Annotated in this window: 13 protein-coding genes; 7 read left to right on the top strand and 6 right to left on the bottom strand. The window is 70.1% G+C overall.

The genetic code is table 11. The features are described 5' to 3' along the window. Positions 1-125 precede the first annotated feature (125 nt). From tuf to rpsL, 4 genes are all read right to left on the bottom strand, one after another. Entirely contained in the window at positions 126-1,319 is a 1,194-nt protein-coding gene (gene tuf / locus ACI79K_RS10060) for an elongation factor Tu (RefSeq protein WP_456589066.1), read from the bottom strand. A 90-nt stretch (positions 1,320-1,409) separates the two neighbouring features. Further along, positions 1,410-3,509 (bottom strand): elongation factor G, encoded by a 2,100-nt coding sequence (gene fusA, locus ACI79K_RS10055; RefSeq protein ID WP_456589067.1) that lies wholly within the window; start codon positions 3,507-3,509, stop codon positions 1,410-1,412. Between the two features lie 80 nt (positions 3,510-3,589). Beyond that, positions 3,590-4,060: a 30S ribosomal protein S7 gene (gene rpsG / locus ACI79K_RS10050; protein ID WP_456589068.1), complete on the bottom strand. Its 471-nt coding sequence runs from the start codon at positions 4,058-4,060 to the stop codon at positions 3,590-3,592. After that, on the bottom strand, positions 4,060-4,434 hold the full coding sequence (gene rpsL / locus ACI79K_RS10045; RefSeq protein ID WP_012950487.1) for a 30S ribosomal protein S12: 375 nt from the start codon (positions 4,432-4,434) through the stop codon (positions 4,060-4,062). Before rpsL ends, rpsG begins: the two co-directional genes overlap by 1 nt. A gap of 524 nt (positions 4,435-4,958) precedes the next feature. Between rpsL and ACI79K_RS10040 the strand changes: the two genes are divergently transcribed. From ACI79K_RS10040 to ACI79K_RS10010, 7 genes are all read left to right on the top strand, one after another. After that, complete coding sequence (locus tag ACI79K_RS10040; RefSeq protein WP_456589069.1) at positions 4,959-5,999, top strand: LLM class F420-dependent oxidoreductase; 1,041 nt, start codon at positions 4,959-4,961, stop codon at positions 5,997-5,999. 243 nt (positions 6,000-6,242) lie between these two features. Further along, a complete protein-coding gene (locus ACI79K_RS10035) occupies positions 6,243-7,367 on the top strand; it encodes a sensor histidine kinase (protein WP_456599617.1) in 1,125 nt (374 codons plus the stop codon). Next, positions 7,364-8,107, top strand: coding sequence for a LytR/AlgR family response regulator transcription factor (locus tag ACI79K_RS10030; RefSeq protein WP_456589071.1), 744 nt, complete (start codon positions 7,364-7,366; stop codon positions 8,105-8,107). The genes ACI79K_RS10035 and ACI79K_RS10030 overlap by 4 nt, the downstream gene beginning before the upstream one ends. A 3-nt stretch (positions 8,108-8,110) precedes the next feature. After that, positions 8,111-8,485, top strand: a complete 375-nt coding sequence (locus ACI79K_RS10025; protein WP_456599616.1) for a hypothetical protein — start codon at positions 8,111-8,113, stop codon at positions 8,483-8,485. A gap of 19 nt (positions 8,486-8,504) precedes the next feature. Beyond that, a complete protein-coding gene (locus tag ACI79K_RS10020; RefSeq protein ID WP_456599615.1) occupies positions 8,505-10,034 on the top strand; it encodes a sodium/solute symporter in 1,530 nt (509 codons plus the stop codon). A gap of 265 nt (positions 10,035-10,299) precedes the next feature. Continuing rightward, on the top strand, positions 10,300-10,671 hold the full coding sequence (locus ACI79K_RS10015) for a DUF485 domain-containing protein (protein ID WP_456589074.1): 372 nt from the start codon (positions 10,300-10,302) through the stop codon (positions 10,669-10,671). Further along, the gene (locus ACI79K_RS10010) at positions 10,664-12,277 is read left to right on the top strand and encodes a solute symporter family protein (protein ID WP_456589075.1); all 1,614 of its coding nucleotides are present in this window, start codon (positions 10,664-10,666) and stop codon (positions 12,275-12,277) included. Before ACI79K_RS10015 ends, ACI79K_RS10010 begins: the two co-directional genes overlap by 8 nt. Positions 12,278-12,492: 215 nt before the next feature. Here ACI79K_RS10010 and ACI79K_RS10005 read toward each other — a convergent pair whose 3' ends face one another. Together ACI79K_RS10005 and rpoB are read right to left on the bottom strand one after the other, a co-directional pair. After that, positions 12,493-16,398 carry a DNA-directed RNA polymerase subunit beta' gene (locus ACI79K_RS10005; RefSeq protein ID WP_456589076.1) on the bottom strand — a complete coding sequence of 1,302 codons (3,906 nt, stop codon included), beginning with the start codon at positions 16,396-16,398 and terminating at the stop codon, positions 12,493-12,495. Positions 16,399-16,491: 93 nt separating this feature from the next. Beyond that, positions 16,492-19,998, bottom strand: a complete 3,507-nt coding sequence (gene rpoB, locus ACI79K_RS10000) for a DNA-directed RNA polymerase subunit beta (RefSeq protein ID WP_456589077.1) — start codon at positions 19,996-19,998, stop codon at positions 16,492-16,494. Between the last annotated feature and the right edge of the window lie 202 nt (positions 19,999-20,200).

Here is a 20,200-nt window from a genome sequence, read left to right as displayed (position 1 = left end):
CCCCCCCCCCCCCCCCCCCCCCCCCCCCCCCCCCCCCCCCCCCCCCCCCCCCCCCCCCCCCCCCCCCCCCCCCCCCCCCGGGCCCGCGCCCCCCCCCCCCCCCCCCCCCCCCCCCCGTCAGGGTGTTACTTGAGGATCTTGGTGACGCGGCCGGCGCCCACGGTGCGGCCACCCTCGCGGATGGCGAACCGCAGACCCTCCTCCATGGCGATGGGCTGGATCAGCTCCACCGTCATCTCGGTGTTGTCGCCGGGCATGACCATCTCGGTCCCGGCGGGCAGGGTCACGACGCCGGTCACGTCCGTCGTCCGGAAGTAGAACTGGGGACGGTAGTTGTTGAAGAACGGCGTGTGACGGCCACCCTCGTCCTTCGAGAGGATGTAGACCGAGCCCTCGAAGTTGGTGTGCGGGGTGATCGAGCCGGGCTTCACGACGACCTGGCCGCGCTCGACGTCCTCGCGCTTGATGCCACGGAGGAGCAGACCCACGTTGTCGCCGGCCTGACCCTGGTCGAGCAGCTTGCGGAACATCTCGACGCCGGTGACGGTCGTCTTCGTCGAACCCTCGCGGATACCGACGATCTCGATCTCCTCGGAGACCTTGACGATGCCACGCTCGACGCGACCGGTGACGACGGTGCCACGACCGGTGATCGTGAAGACGTCCTCGACGGGCATGAGGAACGGCTTGTCGATCTCGCGCTCCGGCTCGGGGATCGCCGAGTCGACGGCGTCCATGAGCTCCATGAGCTTGTTGCCCCACTCGGCGTCGCCCTCGAGGGCCTTCAGCGCGGAGACGCGGACCACGGGGACGTCGTCGCCCGGGAACTCGTACTCGCTGAGCAGCTCGCGGACCTCGAGCTCGACGAGCTCGAGGATCTCCTCGTCGTCGACCATGTCGGCCTTGTTGAGCGCCACGACGATGTAGGGGACGCCGACCTGGCGGGCCAGGAGGACGTGCTCCTTGGTCTGCGGCATCGGGCCGTCGGTGGCGGCCACGACCAGGATCGCGCCGTCCATCTGCGCGGCACCGGTGATCATGTTCTTGATGTAGTCGGCGTGCCCGGGGCAGTCGACGTGCGCGTAGTGCCGGTTCTCCGTCTGGTACTCGACGTGCGCGATCGAGATCGTGATGCCGCGAGCCTTCTCCTCGGGCGCCTTGTCGATCATGTCGAAGGCGGAGGCCTCGTTGAGGTCCGGGTACTTGTCGTGCAGGACCTTGGTGATCGCCGCGGTCAGCGTCGTCTTCCCGTGATCGATGTGCCCGATGGTGCCGATGTTGACGTGCGGCTTGGTCCGCTCGAACTTGGCCTTGGCCACTGGGTTCCTCTCCTCGTGGTTACGCAGGTGGTGCGTGCTCTGGGGTGGGGGCTGTGCTCGGGAGCTCGCGGGCGGTCGCCCGCATCCCGGTTACTCGCCGGTCGCCTTGGCGATGATCTCCTTGGCGACGTTGGCCGGGACCTCGGCGTACGAGTCGAACACCATCGAGTAGCTCGCCCGTCCCTGGGTGCGGCTGCGCAGGTCGCCCACGTAGCCGAACATCTCCGACAGCGGGACCAGTGCCCGGACGACGCGGGCGCCGGAGCGCTCCTCCATCGCCTGGATGAGCCCGCGGCGGGAGTTGAGGTCGCCGATCACGTCGCCCATGTTCTCCTCGGGCGTCGTGACCTCGACCGCCATCAGCGGCTCGAGCAGGGCCGGGTCGGCCTTGCGCGCCGCCTCCTTGAAGGCGATCGAGCCGGCGATCTTGAAGGCCATCTCCGAGGAGTCGACCTCGTGGTACTGGCCGTCGAGGAGGCTCGCCTTGACGCCCACCATCGGGTAGCCGGCGAGGACGCCGTACTGCATGGCGTCCTGCATGCCCTGGTCCACCGACGGGATGTACTCCTTGGGGACGCGACCGCCGGTGACCTTGTTCTCGAACTCGTAGGTCGCGGAGTCGGCACCCATGGGCAGCGGCTCGATGGCGATCTGCACCTTCGCGAACTGCCCGGAGCCACCCGTCTGCTTCTTGTGGGTGTAGTCGTACCGCTCGACCGCCTTGCGGATCGTCTCGCGGTAGGCGACCTGCGGCTTGCCGACGTTGGCCTCGACGTTGAACTCGCGCCGCATGCGGTCGACGAGGATCTCCAGGTGGAGCTCGCCCATGCCGGAGATGACGGTCTGACCGGTCTCCTCGTCGAGCTTGACCTGGAAGGTCGGGTCCTCCTCGGCGAGCTTCTGGATCGCCGTGCCCAGCTTCTCCTGGTCGCTCTTGGTCTTCGGCTCGATGGCGACCGAGATGACCGGGGCCGGGAAGGTCATCGACTCGAGGATCACCGGCTTCTGCGGGTCGCAGAGGGTGTCACCCGTCGTCGTCTGCTTCAGGCCGTTGACCGCCACGATCTGGCCGGCGCCCACGCCCTCGCGCTCCTCGCGCTTGTTCGCGTGCATCTGGTAGATCTTGCCGACCCGCTCCTTGCGGTCCTTGGTGCTGTTGAGCACCGGGGAGCCGGAGTCGAGGCGACCCGAGTACACGCGGATGTAGGTCAGCTTGCCCAGGTGCTGGTCGGTCTGGATCTTGAAGGCCAGCGCCGAGAACGGCTCGTCCTCGTCGGCGTGCCGGAGCACCTCGGTCTCGCCGTCCATGGCGGTACCGACGATCGCCTCGACGTCCAGCGGGCTGGGCAGGTAGTCCGTGACCGCGTCGAGCAGGGGCTGCACGCCCTTGTTCTTGAAGGCGGTACCGGTGAGCACCGGGTTCACCTGCGCGGCGATGGTCGCCTTGCGGATGGCGGCCTTGAGGCGGTCGACCGAGATCTCCTCGCCGCCGAGGTAGGACTCCATGAGCGAGTCGTCGAAGTCCGCGATGTTCTCGAGCAGCTTCTCGCGGTACTCGGCGGCCTGGTCGGCGAGCTCCGCGGGGATCTCCTCGACCGCGTAGTCCTCGCCCATCTTGGTCTCGCCGCGCCAGGTGAGCGCCCGCATCTGCACCAGGTCGACGACGCCGATGAAGTCGGCCTCGGCCCCGATCGGCAGCTGCAGCACCAGCGGGTTCGCCCCGAGGCGCTCCACCATCATGTCCACGCACCGGAAGAAGTCGGCGCCGGTCCGGTCGAGCTTGTTGACGAAGCACATGCGCGGGACGCCGTACTTCTCGGCCTGCCGCCAGACCTGCTCGGTCTGCGGCTCGACGCCGGCGACACCGTCGTAGACGGCGACGGCACCGTCGAGCACCCGCAGCGACCGCTCCACCTCGACGGTGAAGTCGACGTGCCCGGGGGTGTCGATGATGTTGATGTCGTAGCCGTTCCAGGAGCACTTCGTCGCGGCGGACGTGATGGTGATGCCGCGCTCCTGCTCCTGCTCCATCCAGTCCATCGTGGCCGCGCCGTCGTGGACCTCACCGATCTTGTAGTTGATACCGGTGTAGAAGAGGATGCGCTCGGTCGTGGTGGTCTTGCCGGCGTCGATGTGCGCCATGATCCCGATGTTGCGGGTCTTGGCGAGCTGGGCCTCGTTGCTGGCCATTCCTTACTCCTCTTGCTGGTTGTCCGTGTGCGGGTGCCGGGGGTCGCCCGGGAGTCCCGCCGACGGCGGGCGCTGGTGCGTTACCAGCGGTAGTGCGCGAAGGCCTTGTTCGACTCGGCCATCTTGTGCGTGTCCTCGCGCCGCTTCACAGCCGCACCCAGACCGTTGCTCGCGTCCAGCAGCTCGTTCATCAGACGCTCGGTCATCGTCTTCTCGCGGCGGCCGCGGCTGTACTGGATGAGCCAGCGCAGGCCGAGGGTGGTGCTGCGGGAGGCGCGGACCTCGACCGGGACCTGGTAGGTCGCACCACCGACGCGGCGGCTGCGGACCTCGAGGGCCGGCTTCACGTTGTCCAGCGCCCGCTTGAGCGTGACGACCGGGTCGGTGTCGGTCTTGGCGCGGCAGCCCTCGAGGGCGCCGTAGACGATCGACTCGGCGACCGAGCGCTTGCCGTCGACCAGCACCTTGTTCACCAGCTGGGTCACCAGCGGCGACTGGTACACCGGGTCGGCGACGAGCGGGCGACGCGGCGCGGGACCCTTGCGCGGCATTAGCTCTTCTCCTTCTTCGCGCCGTAACGGCTGCGAGCCTGCTTGCGGTTGCGGACACCCTGGGTGTCCAGCGAGCCACGGATGATCTTGTAGCGCACGCCCGGCAGGTCCTTCACGCGACCGCCGCGCACGAGCACCATCGAGTGCTCCTGCAGGTTGTGACCGACGCCCGGGATGTAGGCGGTCACCTCGATGCCACTGGTGAGGCGGACGCGAGCGACCTTGCGCAGCGCCGAGTTCGGCTTCTTCGGCGTCGTCGTGTACACGCGCGTGCAGACTCCGCGACGCTGGGGCGAACCCTTCAGCGCCGGGGTCTTGGTCTTCTCGACCTTGTCCTCGCGGCCCTTGCGGACCAGCTGGTTGATCGTGGGCATGGGTGGCCTGGATCTCCTACCTGCGCTGGAGTGGTGCTCGTCTGTTTTCTGCTCTGCGGTGGTGCTGGGGTGCCGGTCCCTCGTCGGAACCTCCCCGACCCCGGCCCTGTTCCACGTCCGGTCCACGTGGTCGGGCGTGTCGCCCTTCCTCGGACCGGTGCGGCGTCTGACCGAACTCGGTTGCCCCTCGCGACTCGGCGCCGCCACCCACCCCGGCCGGGCCGGGAGGACGGTCCCCGGCGACCCTGAGATCTGCATCTCGGGCCGCCCAGGCGCACCGCGAACGGGAGCAGGCCCAGGGCACCCTGGGCACGGCTGACCACGATACCCGTGCCCGCGGAGCCGGTCAAAGCCGGGTGCCTCACATGCGTCGACAGGTCGACGGGAGGGGGCTGGGTGGCAGCCGGAGTGCCCGGACACTACCGCCGCCCCGGCCTCGGGGACAGCTCCACCGCGCACCCCGGCGCGCGACCGATACCGTGCGGACGACGTCAACGGTGGCGCCGCGACACAGAGGAGTGCACGTGCGGATCGGCATCCAGGCCAGCTACAGCGGGGGTTTCCAGGAGACGGCGGCGGAGATCCGCGATCTCGAGGCCGCGGGGCTCGACCTGGCCGCGGTGGCCGAGGTCTACACCTTCGACGCGGTCAGCCAGCTCGGCTACCTGGCGGCGGTGACCGAGCGGGTCGAGCTGCTGAGCGCGATCTTCCCCATCTACAGCCGCACCCCGGCGCTGACCGCGATGACCGCCGCCGGCCTGGACTTCGTGTCCGGCGGCCGCTTCACCCTCGGGCTCGGCGCCTCCGGCCCCCAGGTGATCGAGGGCTGGCACGGCGTGCCCTACGACGCGCCCCTGCAGCGCACCCGCGAGGTCGTGGAGGTCTGCCGCCAGGTGTGGCGCCGGGACCGGCTCGACCACCAGGGGAAGAAGTACACGATCCCGCTGCCGGCCGACCAGGGCACCGGCCTGGGCAAGCCGCTCAAGCTGATCAACACCCCGGTCCGCGACCGGATCCCGGTGATGCTGGCCGCCCTCGGCCCGAAGAACGTCGAGCTCGCCGCCGAGATCGCGGAGGCCTGGGAGCCGATCTTCTTCGTGCCCGAGAAGGCGGCGTCGGTGTGGGGCGACTCCCTGGCCGCCGGCAAGGCCAAGCGCGACCCGGCGCTCGGCGACCTGCAGGTCGTCACCGGCGTCCCCGTCGCCGTCGGTGACGACGTCGAGGGGCTGCTGGAATCCGTGAAGCCGGCGCTCGCCCTCTACATCGGCGGCATGGGCGCCCGCGGCAAGAACTTCTACAACGACCTCGCCGTCCGGTACGGCTACGAGGCCGAGGCGAGGACCATCCAGGACCTCTACCTCGACGGCAGGAAGGACGAGGCCGCGGCCGCCGTCCCCGACGAGCTGGTGCGGGCGTCGTCGCTGATCGGCCCGGAGGGCTACGTCGCCGAGCGGATCACCGCCTTCGCCGAGGCCGGCGTGACCACCCTGATGCTCCAGCCGCTCGACGGCAGCAGGGAGGGGCGGCTGCGGACGGTCGAGACCGTGAAGCGGCTGGCCGGGTAGCCGTTCGCAGCAGGACCCCGGGTCGTGGCGGCCGGCGAGCACCCCGGCGGCCACGCCGGGCCCCGCGACACGGAGGAGACGGCGACTCCGGCTCCCCGCCCGTCGCACGCGCCCGGGATGGCGGGACACGTGCGCGCGCTCTACGGTGCGCTTCCGGCTGCACCTGCGACGTGCAGCGCACGCACGGACGGGTGGAAGGGAGAACGGGCCGCGCCGCACCGGCACCGGCGCCCCCGACGACAGATGCGCATCTCGTGGCGGTGGCTGCGGCCCGGCCAGCTCGGGACGGAGGCGGAACAGGCGACGTTCCGGACCCTCCACTCGGCCTCCCTCACCGCGCCCGCGCTGCGTGAGGGCCTGACCGCGAGTTCGGCGGAACGTGCGGTCCGCCATCTGCGCGACCTGCTCGGGGTGCCGGCGGTCGCGCTCACCGACACCGTGTCCATGCTCGCGTGGGACGGTCGGTTCGGACACCACGAGCGGCACGCCTCGGCTCTTGCCGCCTTCGTGCTCGAGTCGGGCAACACCGTGGTCCGGGACCGCACCGACTTCTCCTGCGCCGATGCCGGGTGCGGGCTGCGACAGGTCGTGATCAGCCCGCTCGTGGTGGACGACCGGGTGGTCGGCACCCTGCAGGCGTTCACGCCGTCCGCGTCCACCCGGCTCGTGCGGGCCGCCGGCGAGGTCGCACGCTGGGTGTCGGGGAACCTGGAACTCGCCGAACTCGACGCCTCCCGCACCCGGCTGATGGAGGCCGAGGTACGGGCGCTGCGGGCGCAGATCAGCCCGCACTTCATCTACAACTCGCTGACCGCGATCGCGTCGTTCGTGCGCACCGATCCGGAGCGGGCCCGGGAGCTGCTGCTGGAATTCGCCGACTTCACCCGGTACTCCTTCAGCCGGCACGGCGAGTACACGACGCTGGCCGAGGAGCTGCGGTCGGTCGAGCGCTACCTCGTGCTCGAGAAGGCCCGGTTCGGCGACCGGCTCCAGGTGACGCTGCGGGTGGCCCAGGAGGTGCTGCCGGCGGCCGTGCCGTTCCTCTGCCTCCAGCCGCTCGTGGAGAACGCCGTCCGGCACGGGCTCGAACGCAAGCCGGGTACCGGGACGGTCACCATCATCGCCGCGGACAACGGCGGCGAGTGCCTGATCTCCGTGGAGGACGACGGCATCGGGGAGGACCCGGAGAAGGTGCGACGGGCGCTCGCCGGCGACACGTCCGTCGACTCGGTGGGGCTGGGCAACGTGGACGCCCGGCTGCGCACCGCCTTCGGCGACGACTACGGCCTGGTCGTCGAGACCGGCCCGGGAGCCGGCACGAAGGTCAGCGTGCGGGTGCCCAAGTTCGCCCCGGGGGTGCGCCCGTGACGGCCGACCTGTTGACCGTGCTGGTGGTCGACGACGAGCGCCCCGCCCTCGACGAGCTCCGCTGGCTGCTCGAGCGGGACCCCCGAATCGGCACCGTCGTGACCAGCGACTCGGCCACCGAGGCGCTGCGGATCCTCCAGGAAGGAACCCTCGACGGGGTCTTCCTGGACATCCGGATGCCCGGGCTCACGGGCCTGGACCTGGCGCGGGTGCTGTCCCAGTTCAAGACGCCGCCTCCGGTGGTCTTCGTGACCGCCCACGACGACCACGCCGTCGACGCGTTCGAGTTGGACGTCGTCGACTACGTCCTCAAGCCCGTTCGGGACGACCGGCTGACGGAGGCGGTCCGCCGGGTGGCCGCTGCGCGGGCGGGCGGCCCCCCGCCCGCCGACGACGACATCGCCGTCGAGCTCGGCGGGGTGACGAGGTTCGTGCCCCGCTCCAGCATCCGTTACGTCGAGGCGCAGGGTGACTACGCCAGGCTGCACACCGCGTCGGGCGGCCACCTGGTCCGGGTTCCGCTGACCACCTTGGAGGAGGCCTGGAAGGACGCCGGGTTCGTGCGGATCCACCGGTCGCTGCTGGTCGCGCTGCAGCACGTGGACGAGGTGCGTATGGACGCCGGCCGGTGCACCGTGGTCGTCGGCGGCGTGGAGCTCGGGGTGAGCCGGCGGCACACCCGGGAGCTCCGCGACCTCCTGGTGCGCCGGGCGCGGCCGGGCCACTCGGGGAGGTGGTGAGCGGTGCCGGACCCGACCCCACGCCGGGTGCGCGTCACCAGCCCGCGCACCGGGGCTGCGCGGGCGCAACGGGTCCCGGCTGCCCGGGAGATCGACGACCAGACCCTCCTCGGCGAGGTGTACGTGACGTCGCTGCTGCGCTCCCAGCTGCGCCTGGCCCTGCTGACGATGGCCGCCCTGGCCGTGTTCGTCGGTGGGATCCCCCTGGTCTTCTGGCTGGTGCCGGATCTCGCCGCGGTCGAGGTGCTCGCCGTACCGCTCCCCTGGTTCCTGCTGGGGTTCGCCGTCTACCCGTTCCTGTTCCTGGTCGGCTGGCTCTACGTGCGTGCCGCCGAACGCACCGAGCGGGATTTCACCGACGTGCTGAACCGCTCGTGACGCCCCGGACCGGCCGGCCGTGACCGCGGCCGGCTACAGCATCGCCGGCGTCACGGTCGTGGTCGTCGCCACGTTGGCGATCGGTGCCTACGGGTGGCGGTTCTCGCGCACCACCAGCGACTTCTTCGTCGCCTCCCGCACGGTGCGGCCGGGGCTGAACGCGTCGGCGATCGGTGGGGAGTACCTCTCCGCCGCCTCCTTCCTCGGTGTCGCCGGTCTGGTGCTGGCGTTCGGCACCGACATGCTGTGGTACCCGGTCGGCTGGACGGCGGGCTACCTGGTCCTGCTGGTGTTCGTCGCCGCGCCACTGCGCCGCTCCGGTGCCTACACGTTGCCCGACTTCGCCGAGAGCCGGCTGGAGTCGCTGGCGGTGCGCCGGTTCTCCTCGCTGCTGGTGGTGGCGATCGGCTGGCTGTACCTGATGCCGCAGTTCCAGGGCGCCGGTCTGGCGCTGGCCACCACGACCGGGACCGAGCCGTGGCTGGGCGGCGCGCTGGTCGCGGCGGTGGTGCTGGTCAACGTGCTGTTCGGCGGGATGCGGAGCATCACCTTCGTCCAGGCGTTCCAGTACTGGCTGAAACTCACCGCGCTGCTGTTCCCGGTGCTCTTCATGGCCGGCGTCTGGCTCGGCGACGGCGGCCCCTCCCCCGCTTCGGCCGTCGCCGGGGGCCTGGGTGGGTCCGGGGACGAGTGGGCGTCACCGCTCGCCGGGAGCGGGCACCAGCTCTACACGACGTACTCGATCATCGTCGCCACGTTCCTGGGCACCATGGGGCTCCCCCACGTGGTGGTGCGCTTCTACACCAACCCCGACGGCATCGCGGCCCGCCGCACGACGCTCCTCGTGCTGGCCCTGCTCGGTCTGTTCTACGTGCTGCCGCCGATCTACGGCGGCCTGGGCCGGCTGTACACACCGGACCTGATCAGCAGCGGCCGCACCGACACCGTGGTCCTGGAGCTGCCGGCGCGGATGCTGAGCGGCACGATGGGTGAGCTGCTGTCCGCCCTGACCACCGCCGGGGCCTTCGCCGCGTTCCTGTCCACGTCGTCCGGGCTGACCGTCGCGGTGGCCGGCGTGATCAGCCAGGACGTGATGGGACGCCGGTTCCGCGGGGTGCGCGCGTTCCAGGCGGCGGCCGTCACGGCCGTCGTCGTCCCGCTCGGTCTCGCGTTGCTGACCGAAGGGGTCGGTGTCGCCCGGGCCGTCGGCCTCGCCTTCGCCTTCGCCGCCTCCACCTTCTGCCCGTTGCTGGTGCTGGGCATCTGGTGGCGCCGGCTCACCGACGCCGGCGCGATCGCCGGGATGCTCGTCGGTGGCGGCTGCGCCGGGTTCGCGGTGCTGGCCACCCTGCTCGGACTGGCTCCCGACGGCTGGCCCGGCGCCCTGCTCGTCCAGCCGGCTGCCTGGACGGTCCCGCTGGCGTTCCTCACGATGACGGTGGTCTCGCTGGCCACGCCCAGGCGCCTGCCCCGGCACGCCGCCCGCAGCATGGCCAGGCTGCACACACCCGAGGCGGTGCTGCTGGACCGCGGTCCGCTCCCCCGGTGATCGCCGAGGCGTCGCCGCGGTGCTGCGACGCCGTCCGTCACGAGACCGATGTGACCGGCGCCTCCCCGCGCGACCGTTCGTCCCGCTGGACGTGCCGTACGTCGACGCGTGCTCGCCGCTCACCGCAGAGTCCGCGCGGTCCCCTGCCCTCCCGGGAGCCGGCTCCCTAACGTGACAGCGCTCACACCTGGCCGCTGTTGCTCGGCCACGGTGGTCCCGACCCCGACCTGGAGGCCGCACGTTGACCCCGACAGACGAACGACGGTTGCTGACACCGCAGGAGTACCGCGCCGCACAGAACTCCCCGGAGTTCGTCGAGCTGAAGAAGCGGTTCCGCAGCTTCGCCTTCCCGATGACGGTCGCGTTCATCGTCTGGTACCTGCTCTTCGTCCTGCTGTCGACGTACGCCTCGGACTTCATGTCGACCCAGGTGTTCGGCAACGTGAACGTGGGCCTGCTGTTCGGCCTCGCCCAGTTCCTGACCACCTTCGTGATCACCCACCTCTACGTGGCGCACGCGAACAAGCGCACCGACCCCATCGCCGACGAGATGCGCGAGCGTCTCGAGGCGCACGACTACGCGCCCGACGCGACCGCCGGCGGCGACACCGACACCCAGGGGGCGACCCGTGCCTGAGCTGCTCGCCGCCGATGCCACCATCGGCAACCCGGCGATCAACATCTCCATCTTCGGCGCGTTCGTCGTCGTCACGCTGGCCATCACCTTCCGGGCCAGCCGCAACAACAAGAGCGCGGCGGACTACTACGCCGCAGGCCGCACCATCACCGGTCAGCAGAACGGCCTCGCCATCGCCGGTGACTACCTGTCGGCGGCCTCGTTCCTCGGCATCGCCGGCGCCATCGCCATCTACGGCTACGACGGCTTCCTCTACTCCATCGGCTTCCTGGTGGCGTGGCTGGTCGCACTGCTGCTCGTCGCCGAGCTGATGCGCAACACCGCCCGGTTCACCATGGCCGACGTGCTGGCGTTCCGGATGCGGCAGGGGCCGGTGCGCACCGCCGCCGCCATCTCGACGCTCGCGGTCTCGCTGTTCTACCTGCTCGCCCAGATGGCCGGCGCCGGTGGCCTGGTGGCGCTGCTGCTCGGGGTGAGCGGCCCGGTGGCCGAGGCGCTGGTCGTCGTCGTCGTGGGTGCGCTGATGATCTTCTACGTCCTCGTCGGCGGGATGCGCGGCACGACGTGGGTGCAGATCATCAAGGCCAGCCTGCTGATCGCCGGCGCGCTGGTGATGACGCTGTGGGTGCTCGGCGAGTACGGCTTCAACCTGTCGGCGCTGCTCGGCGGCGCGGTGCAGAGCGCCGGCAACGAGTCGGTGCTCAACCCCGGTGCGCAGTACGGCGTCAGCGACGCGACCCGGCTGGACTTCATCAGCCTGGCCCTGGCCCTGGTGCTCGGCACCGCCGGCCTGCCGCACGTGCTGATGCGCTTCTACACCGTGCCGACGGCGAAGGCCGCGCGGACCTCGGTGGTCTGGGCGATCTGGCTGATCGGCATCTTCTACCTGTTCAGCCTGGTCATCGGCTACGGCGCCGGCGCCATGGTCGGTGCCGAGCGCATCGTCGCGGCCCCGGGTGGGGTGAACGCCGCCGCCCCGCTGCTGGCCTTCGAGCTCGGCGGCACGGTGCTGCTGGGCATCATCGCCGGCGTCGCGTTCGCGACGATCCTCGCGGTCGTCGCCGGCCTCACGATCACCGCGTCGGCGTCGTTCGCCCACGACGTGTACGCATCGGTGATCAAGAAGGGCGACGTCCCGCCGAACGGTGAGGTCAAGGTCGCCCGGATCACCGCGGTCGTCATCGGTGCCGTCGCGATCGGCCTGGGCATCCTGGCGCTGCGCGCCGGGCTGAACATCGCCTTCCTCGTGGCGCTGGCGTTCGCGGTGGCCGCCTCGGCGAACCTGCCGACGATCCTCTACACGCTGTTCTGGAAGCGGTTCACCACCCAGGGCGCGCTGTGGTCCATCTACGGCGGTCTGATCATCTGCGTCGGGCTCATCGTCTTCTCCCCGGTGGTGTCGGGGACCGAGACCTCGATGTTCCCGGGCGGGAACTTCGACTTCTTCCCGCTGCGCAACCCGGGCCTGGTGTCGATCCCGGCCTCGTTCCTCCTCGGCTACCTGGGCACGGTGCTCACGAAGGAGAAGCCGAACGAGGACAAGTGGGCCGAGCTCGAGGTGCGGGCCCTCACCGGCATCGGGGCGGAGAAGGCCGTCGACCACTAGAAGGACCTGGCTCCTCCCCGCACCTCGCTCCGCTCGGCGCGGGCCCCTGGAGCCAGGCCGTTCCATCCGCTTGCGAGGCGCGCGTCCCCTGCGGGGGCGCGCGCCTCGCGCGTTGCGGGGTCCCGGGATCTGCCCGCTGCCGCTGCAGGAAAGGCCAGAGGCCCAGAACCATGCAGGTTCTGGGCCTCTGGCGTTCAGCGGCTACTGGGGGGCCGTCAGCCCCGCCAGTCGTACTCCTCGAGGCGGACGGCCTCGCCGGTGCCCTGCCCGAAGACGTCCGGGCTGTAGTACTGCCCGTCCTCGTAGCCGGCCATCGTGTACACGGCGGCGCGCGCCTCCTCGGTCGGCTCGACCGCGATGTTCCGGTAGCGGCTGATCCCCGTACCCGCCGGGATCAGCTTTCCGATGATCACGTTCTCCTTGAGCCCGAGCAGGCTGTCGCTCTTGCCCTGGATCGCGGCGTCGGTGAGCACCTTGGTCGTCTCCTGGAAGGAGGCGGCCGACAGCCACGACTCGGTCGCGAGCGAGGCCTTGGTGATGCCCATGAGCACCGGACGGGCCGAGGCCGGCTCGCCGCCCTCGGCGACGACGCGGCGGTTCTCCGTCTCGAAGATCGTCCGCTCGACCAGCGCACCGGGCAGGAACTCCGTCGCGCCCGAGTCGATGATGGTCACCCGCTTCAGCATCTGGCGGATGATCACCTCGATGTGCTTGTCGTGGATCGACACGCCCTGGCTGCGGTAGACCTCCTGGACCTCGCGAACCAGGTGCAGCTGCACCTCACGCGGGCCCATGATCCGCAGCACCTCGTGCGGGTCGACCGCACCCTCGGTCAGCTGCTCGCCGACCTCGACGTGGGCACCGTCCTCGACCCGCAGCCGCGAGCGACGCGACAGCTTGTCGTAGACGACCTCGTCGGAGCCGTCGTCCGGGGTGATGGTGAGCTTCCGGAACTGCTCGCCGTCCTCGATCCGGACGGTGCCGGCCAGCTCGGCGATCGGGGCCTTGCCCTTGGGGACGCGGGCCTCGAAGAGCTCCACCACACGCGGCAGGCCGTGGGTGATGTCCTCACCCGCGACACCACCGGTGTGGAAGGTGCGCATCGTCAGCTGGGTGCCGGGCTCACCGATCGACTGGGCGGCGATGATGCCGACCGCCTCGCCGACGTCCACCAGCTTGCCGGTCGCGAGCGACCGGCCGTAGCAGGTGGCGCAGGTGCCGAGCAGCGACTCGCAGGTCAGCACGCAGCGGACCTTGACCTCGCTGACGCCGGCGTCGATGAGCGCCTGGATCAGCACGTCACCCAGGTCGGAGTTGGCCTGCGCGATGACGGTCCCGTCCTCGGCCACCACGTCGGCGGCCAGGGCGCGGGCGTAGACGCCGGTCTCCACGTGCGGGTCACGCGTCACCACACCGTCGAGGACGGTGCCGATCGGCATGATCACGCCGCGGTCGGTACCGCAGTCCTCCTCGCGGATGATGACGTCCTGCGAGACGTCCACCAGACGCCGGGTGAGGTACCCGGAGTCGGCGGTCCGCAGCGCGGTGTCGGCCAGACCCTTGCGGGCACCGTGCGTGGAGATGAAGTACTCCAGCACGGACAGACCCTCCCGGAAGTTGGCCTTGATCGGCCGCGGGATGATCTCGCCCTTCGGGTTGGCGACCAGGCCGCGCATACCGGCGATCTGGCTGATCTGCATCATGTTGCCTCGGGCGCCCGAGTTGACCATGACCCAGACCGGGTTGGTGGTGGGGAAGTTGTCCACCATCGCCTGGCTGACCTCGGCCCGCGCGCGGGTCCAGATCTCGATCAGCTCGCCACGACGCTCGGCGTCGGTGATGACGCCGCGCTCGTACTGCTTCTCGATCTTCGCGGCCTCGGCCTCGTGCCGGTCGAGGATCTCCTGCTTGACCGGCGGTGTGACGACGTCGTCGATGGCGATGGTGACGCCCGACCGCGTGGCCCAGCGGAACCCGGCGGCCTTGAGGGCGTCCAGCGTCGCCGCGACCTGCACCTTGGGGTAGCGCTCGGCGAGGTCGTTGACGATCGCCCCGAGCTCCTTCTTCGGCACCTGGTAGTTGACGAAGCGGTAGTCCTCGGGCAGGGCCTCGTTGAACAGCACCCGGCCCAGGCTGGTCTCGACCAGCGCCGGCTGACCGGGGGTCCAGTCCTCGGGCTGCACCCAGGCCTCGTTGACCTTGCCGTTGTCGACGCCGAACACCTCGTCGAGGCGGATGTAGGCCCGCTCCTGCAGCCCCAGCGCGCCCACGTCGTAGGCCATGACCGCCTCGGCGGCCGAGGAGAACGACGCCGGCTGACCACCGTCGGCCTCGTGCCGCGAGGGCACCAGGGTCGTCAGGTGGTACAGGCCCAGCACCATGTCCTGGGTCGGCGCGGTGATCGGGCGACCGTCGGCCGGCGACAGGATGTTGTTCGACGACAGCATCAGGATGCGGGCCTCGGCCTGGGCCTCGGCCGACAGCGGCAGGTGCACCGCCATCTGGTCACCGTCGAAGTCCGCGTTGAACGCGGTGCAGACGAGCGGGTGGATCTGGATGGCCTTGCCCTCGACCAGCTGCGGCTCGAAGGCCTGGATGCCCAGGCGGTGCAGCGTCGGTGCGCGGTTGAGCAGCACCGGGTGCTCGGTGATGACCTCTTCCAGCACGTCCCACACGACCGGGCGCGCGCGCTCGACCATCCGCTTGGCGGACTTGATGTTCTGCGCGTGGTTGAGGTCGACCAGCCGCTTCATCACGAAGGGCTTGAACAGCTCCAGCGCCATCTGCTTGGGCAGGCCGCACTGGTGCAGCTTCAGCTGCGGGCCGACGACGATGACCGAACGGCCGGAGTAGTCGACGCGCTTGCCGAGCAGGTTCTGGCGGAACCGGCCCTGCTTGCCCTTGAGCAGGTCGCTCAGGGACTTCAGCGGACGGTTGCCCGGACCGGTGACCGGACGGCCGCGACGGCCGTTGTCGAACAGCGCGTCCACGGACTCCTGGAGCATCCGCTTCTCGTTGTTGACGATGATCTCCGGCGCGCCCAGGTCGAGCAGTCGCTTGAGCCGGTTGTTCCGGTTGATCACCCGGCGGTACAGGTCGTTCATGTCGCTGGTGGCGAAGCGGCCACCGTCGAGCTGCACCATCGGGCGCAGGTCCGGCGGGATGACCGGGACGCAGTCCAGCACCATGCCCATGGGCGAGTTGCGGGTCTGCTGGAACGCCGCGACGACCTTCAGCCGCTTGAGGGCGCGCAGCTTGCGCTGGCCCTTGCCGCTGCGGATCGTCTCGCGCAGCGAGACGGCCTCGGCGTCGAGGTCGAAGCCCGCGAGGAGCTTCTGCAGCGCCGCGGCGCCCATGCCGCCCTCGAAGTACTCACCGAAGCGGTCCCGCAGCTCGCGGTAGAGGCCCTCGTCGGCGATGAGCTGCTTGACCTCGAGCTTGCGGAAGGTGTCCATCACCTCGTCGAGGCGGTCGATCTCCCGCTGGGAGCGGTCGCGCAGCTGGCGCATCTCGCGCTCGCCGCCCTCGCGCACCTTGCGGCGGACGTCGGACTTCGCGCCCTCCGCCTCCAGCTCGGCGAGGTCGGCCTCGAGCTTCTGCTGGCGCGCCTCGACGTTCGCGTCGCGCTGGCTCTCGAGGTTGGACTTCTCGGCGCTGATCTCGGCCTCGATGGTCGGGAGGTCGCGGTGGCGCGCCTCGTCGTCGACCGAGGTGATCATGTAGGCCGCGAAGTAGATGATCTTCTCGAGGTCCTTGGGCGCCAGGTCGAGCAGGTAGCCCAGCCGCGACGGCACACCCTTGAAGAACCAGATGTGCGTGACCGGAGCGGCGAGCTCGATGTGGCCCATCCGCTCGCGGCGGACCTTGGCCCGGGTCACCTCGACGCCGCAGCGCTCGCAGATGATCCCCTTGAAGCGGACCCGCTTGTACTTACCGCAGTAGCACTCCCAGTCCCGGGTGGGACCGAAGATCTTCTCGCAGAAGAGACCGTCCTTCTCCGGACGCAGGGTGCGGTAGTTGATGGTCTCGGGCTTCTTCACCTCACCGTGCGACCACTGGCGGATGTCGTCGCCGGTGGCCAGACCGATGCGGAGCTCGTCGAAGAAGTTGACGTCGAGCAAGGTGTGACCCCTTTCAGGGGCTAGTGCTTCGCTTCTATGACTTGGAAGTGGTGGTCGGCCGGCCCCGACTGCTCAGGGCCGGCCGACTACCGATCAGACGTCTTCGACGGACGACGGCTCGCGGCGGGACAGGTCGATGCCCAGCTCCTCCGCGGCCCGGAAGACCTCGTCGTCGGTGTCGCGCAGCTCGATCGCCTGCCCGTCGCCGGAGAGCACCTCGACGTTGAGGCACAGCGACTGCAGCTCCTTGAGCAGCACCTTGAACGACTCCGGGATGCCCGGCTCGGGGATGTTCTCGCCCTTGACGATGGCCTCGTAGACCTTCACGCGGCCGAGGATGTCGTCGGACTTGATGGTGAGCAGCTCCTGCAGCGCGTAGGCCGCGCCGTAGGCCTGCATCGCCCAGCACTCCATCTCGCCGAAGCGCTGGCCACCGAACTGCGCCTTACCACCCAGCGGCTGCTGCGTGATCATCGAGTAGGGGCCGGTCGAGCGGGCGTGGATCTTGTCGTCGACCAGGTGCAGCAGCTTCAGGATGTAGACGTAGCCCACGGCGATCGGCTCGGGGAAGGGCTCCCCGGAGCGGCCGTCGAACAACCGCGCCTTGCCGGTGGGCTGCACCATCCGCTTGCCGTCGCGGTTCGGGATCGTGGACGAGAGCAGCCCGACGATCTCCTCCTCCTTGGCACCGTCGAACACCGGCGTCGCAGTCCGGGTGCCCGGCGCCGCCGACCTCGCCGCCTCGGGCAGGTTCTTCGCCCAGTCCGGGTCGCCGTCGACCTGCCAGCCCTGCTTGGCGATCCACCCGAGGTGCATCTCCAGGACCTGGCCGACGTTCATGCGGCCGGGGACGCCGAGCGGGTTGAGGACGATGTCGACCGGGGTGCCGTCCTCGAGGAACGGCATGTCCTCCTGCGGCAGGATCTTCGAGATGACGCCCTTGTTGCCGTGGCGGCCGGCGAGCTTGTCACCGTCGGAGATCTTGCGCATCTGGGCGACGTAGACCCGGATCAGCTCGTTGACGCCGGCAGGCAGCTCGTCGCCGTCCTCGCGCGAGAACACGCGGACGCCGATGACCTTGCCGGACTCACCGTGCTTGACCTTCAGCGACGTGTCGCGCACCTCGCGGGCCTTCTCGCCGAAGATGGCCCGCAGCAGGCGCTCCTCGGGGGTCAGCTCGGTCTCGCCCTTGGGCGTGACCTTGCCGACGAGGATGTCGCCGGGGACGACCTCGGCCCCGATGCGGATGATGCCCCGCTCGTCGAGGTCGGCCAGCACGTCCTCGGAGACGTTCGGGATGTCCCGGGTGATCTCCTCGGCGCCGAGCTTGGTGTCGCGGGCGTCGACCTCGAACTCCTCGATGTGGATCGAGGACAGGACGTCGTCCTGCACGAGGCGCTGCGACAGGATGATCGCGTCCTCGTAGTTGTGGCCCTCCCACGACATGAAGGCGACCAGGAGGTTCTTCCCCAGCGCCATCTCGCCCTCGTCGGTGCACGGCCCGTCGGCGATGACCTGGCCCACCTCGACCCGCTGCCCCTCGTCGACCAGCGGGGTCTGGTTGACCGAGGTGCCCTGGTTGGAGCGGCGGAACTTCAGCAGCCGGTAGGTCTGCCGGGTGCCGTCGTCGGCCATCACGGTGACGTAGTCGGCGGTGGAGTCCTCGACCACACCGGCCTTCTCCGCCACGACCACGTCGCCGGCGTCGACGGCGGCCCGCAGCTCCATGCCCGTGCCGACCAGCGGCGCCTCGCTGCGCAGCAGCGGCACCGCCTGCCGCTGCATGTTCGCGCCCATGAGCGCGCGGTTGGCGTCGTCGTGCTCGAGGAACGGGATCATCGCCGTCGCGACCGAGGTCATCTGCCGCGGCGAGACGTCCATGTAGTCCACGTTCTCGGGGGCGAGGTAGTCGACCTCGCCACCCTTGGTGCGGACCAGGACGCGCTCCTCGGCGAGGCGGCCCTGCGCGTCGAGCGGGCTGTTGGCCTGCGCGACGACGAAGCGGTCCTCCTCGTCGGCGGTGAGGTAGTCGATCTGGTCGGTGACGGTGCCGTTCTCGACCTTGCGGTACGGCGTCTCGATGAAGCCGAAGGCGTTGACCCGGCCGTAGGAGGACAGCGAGCCGATCAGGCCGATGTTCGGGCCTTCCGGCGTCTCGATCGGGCACATCCGGCCGTAGTGGCTCGGGTGCACGTCGCGGACCTCCATGCCGGCCCGCTCGCGCGACAGACCACCGGGACCCAGCGCCGACAGGCGGCGCTTGTGGGTCAGGCCCGCGAGCGGGTTGGTCTGGTCCATGAACTGGGACAGCTGGCTGGTGCCGAAGAACTCCTTGATGGAGGCGACGACCGGCCGGATGTTGATCAGGGTCTGCGGCGTGATCGCCTCGACGTCCTGGGTCGTCATCCGCTCGCGGACCACGCGCTCCATGCGGGACAGGCCGACCCGGATCTGGTTCTGGATCAGCTCGCCGACGGTGCGCAGGCGGCGGTTGCCGAAGTGGTCGATGTCGTCGACGCCGTGGTCGGGCTCGCCGGCGTGCAGGCGCACGACGTACTCGATGGTGGCGACGATGTCGTCCTCGGTCAGCGTCTGGGTGCCCTGCGGCACCTCGACGCCCAGCTTCTTGTTGACCTTGTACCGGCCCACCTTGGCCAGGTCGTAGCGCTTGGGGTTGAAGAACAGGTTCTCCAGCAGCGCCTGCGCCGACTCACGCGTCGGCGGCTCGCCCGGCCGCAGCTTGCGGTAGATGTCGAGCAGGGCCTCGTCCTGCCCCGCGATGTGGTCCTTCTCCAGCGTGGCCAGGACCGTGGGCGACCACTGGAAGTGCTCGCGGATGCGGTCCTCGCCCCAGCCGAGGGCCTTGAGCAGGACGGTGACGGGCTGGCGGCGCTTGCGGTCGATGCGGACGCCGACGGTGTCGCGCTTGTCGACGTCGAACTCCAGCCACGCACCGCGGCTGGGGATGACCTTGGCGCTGAAGACGTCCTTGTCCGACGTCTTGTCCAGCGTCTTGTCGAAGTAGACGCCGGGGCTGCGGACGAGCTGGGACACGACGACGCGCTCGGTCCCGTTGATGACGAAGGTGCCCTTGTTCGTCATGATCGGGAAGTCGCCCATGAACACCGTCTGGCTCTTGATCTCGCCGGTGGTGTTGTTCATGAACTCGGCGGTGACGAACAGCGGCGCCGCGTAGGTCATGTCCTTGTCCTTGCACTCCTCGAGGGACGCCTTGACGTCCTCGAAGCGCGGGTTGGAGAAGGACAGCGACATCGAGCCGCTGAAGTCCTCGATCGGGGAGATCTCCTCGAGGATCTCGGCGAGGCCACCGACGGCCGCCTCCTGCTCCTCGGGGGAGAGGGTGGCCCGCCACTCGGGGCTGCCCACGAGCCAGTCGAAGGACGCGGTCTGCAGGGCGAGCAGATCCGGCACCTCGAGGGGCTCGGAGATCTTGGCGAACGAGACGCGCAGCGGCGCGCCGGGGATCTTCTGCTGGTCGGCCTCGCCGGTGCGGGGGCCGTTCTGCGTGACCGGGGTGGTTCGGGTGTTACCCGACTCGGTGGTGCCGGGGGTGATGCTGGTGGGGCGAGAGCCTGCCAAGATGCGTCCTTCCAAGGACCTCACGACGTGCGGGCGGTGGGCTGCGGGGTCGTCCTGGGTCGTCGTCGGTGGTGGCGAGGCTGTCCGCGACGGCCGCGATCGCTCGCCGGACAGGTCAGCGCGGGCATCGCCCGGTGGATTCCCGGGCGCCCGTCGTGACCCGTTGTGGCGGGCAGGCAGTCAGAGGGCAGCGCAACAGGAG

The organism is Blastococcus sp. SYSU DS0616, assembly GCF_054051015.1.
This window is presented reverse-complemented; position numbering and strand designations above follow the sequence as displayed.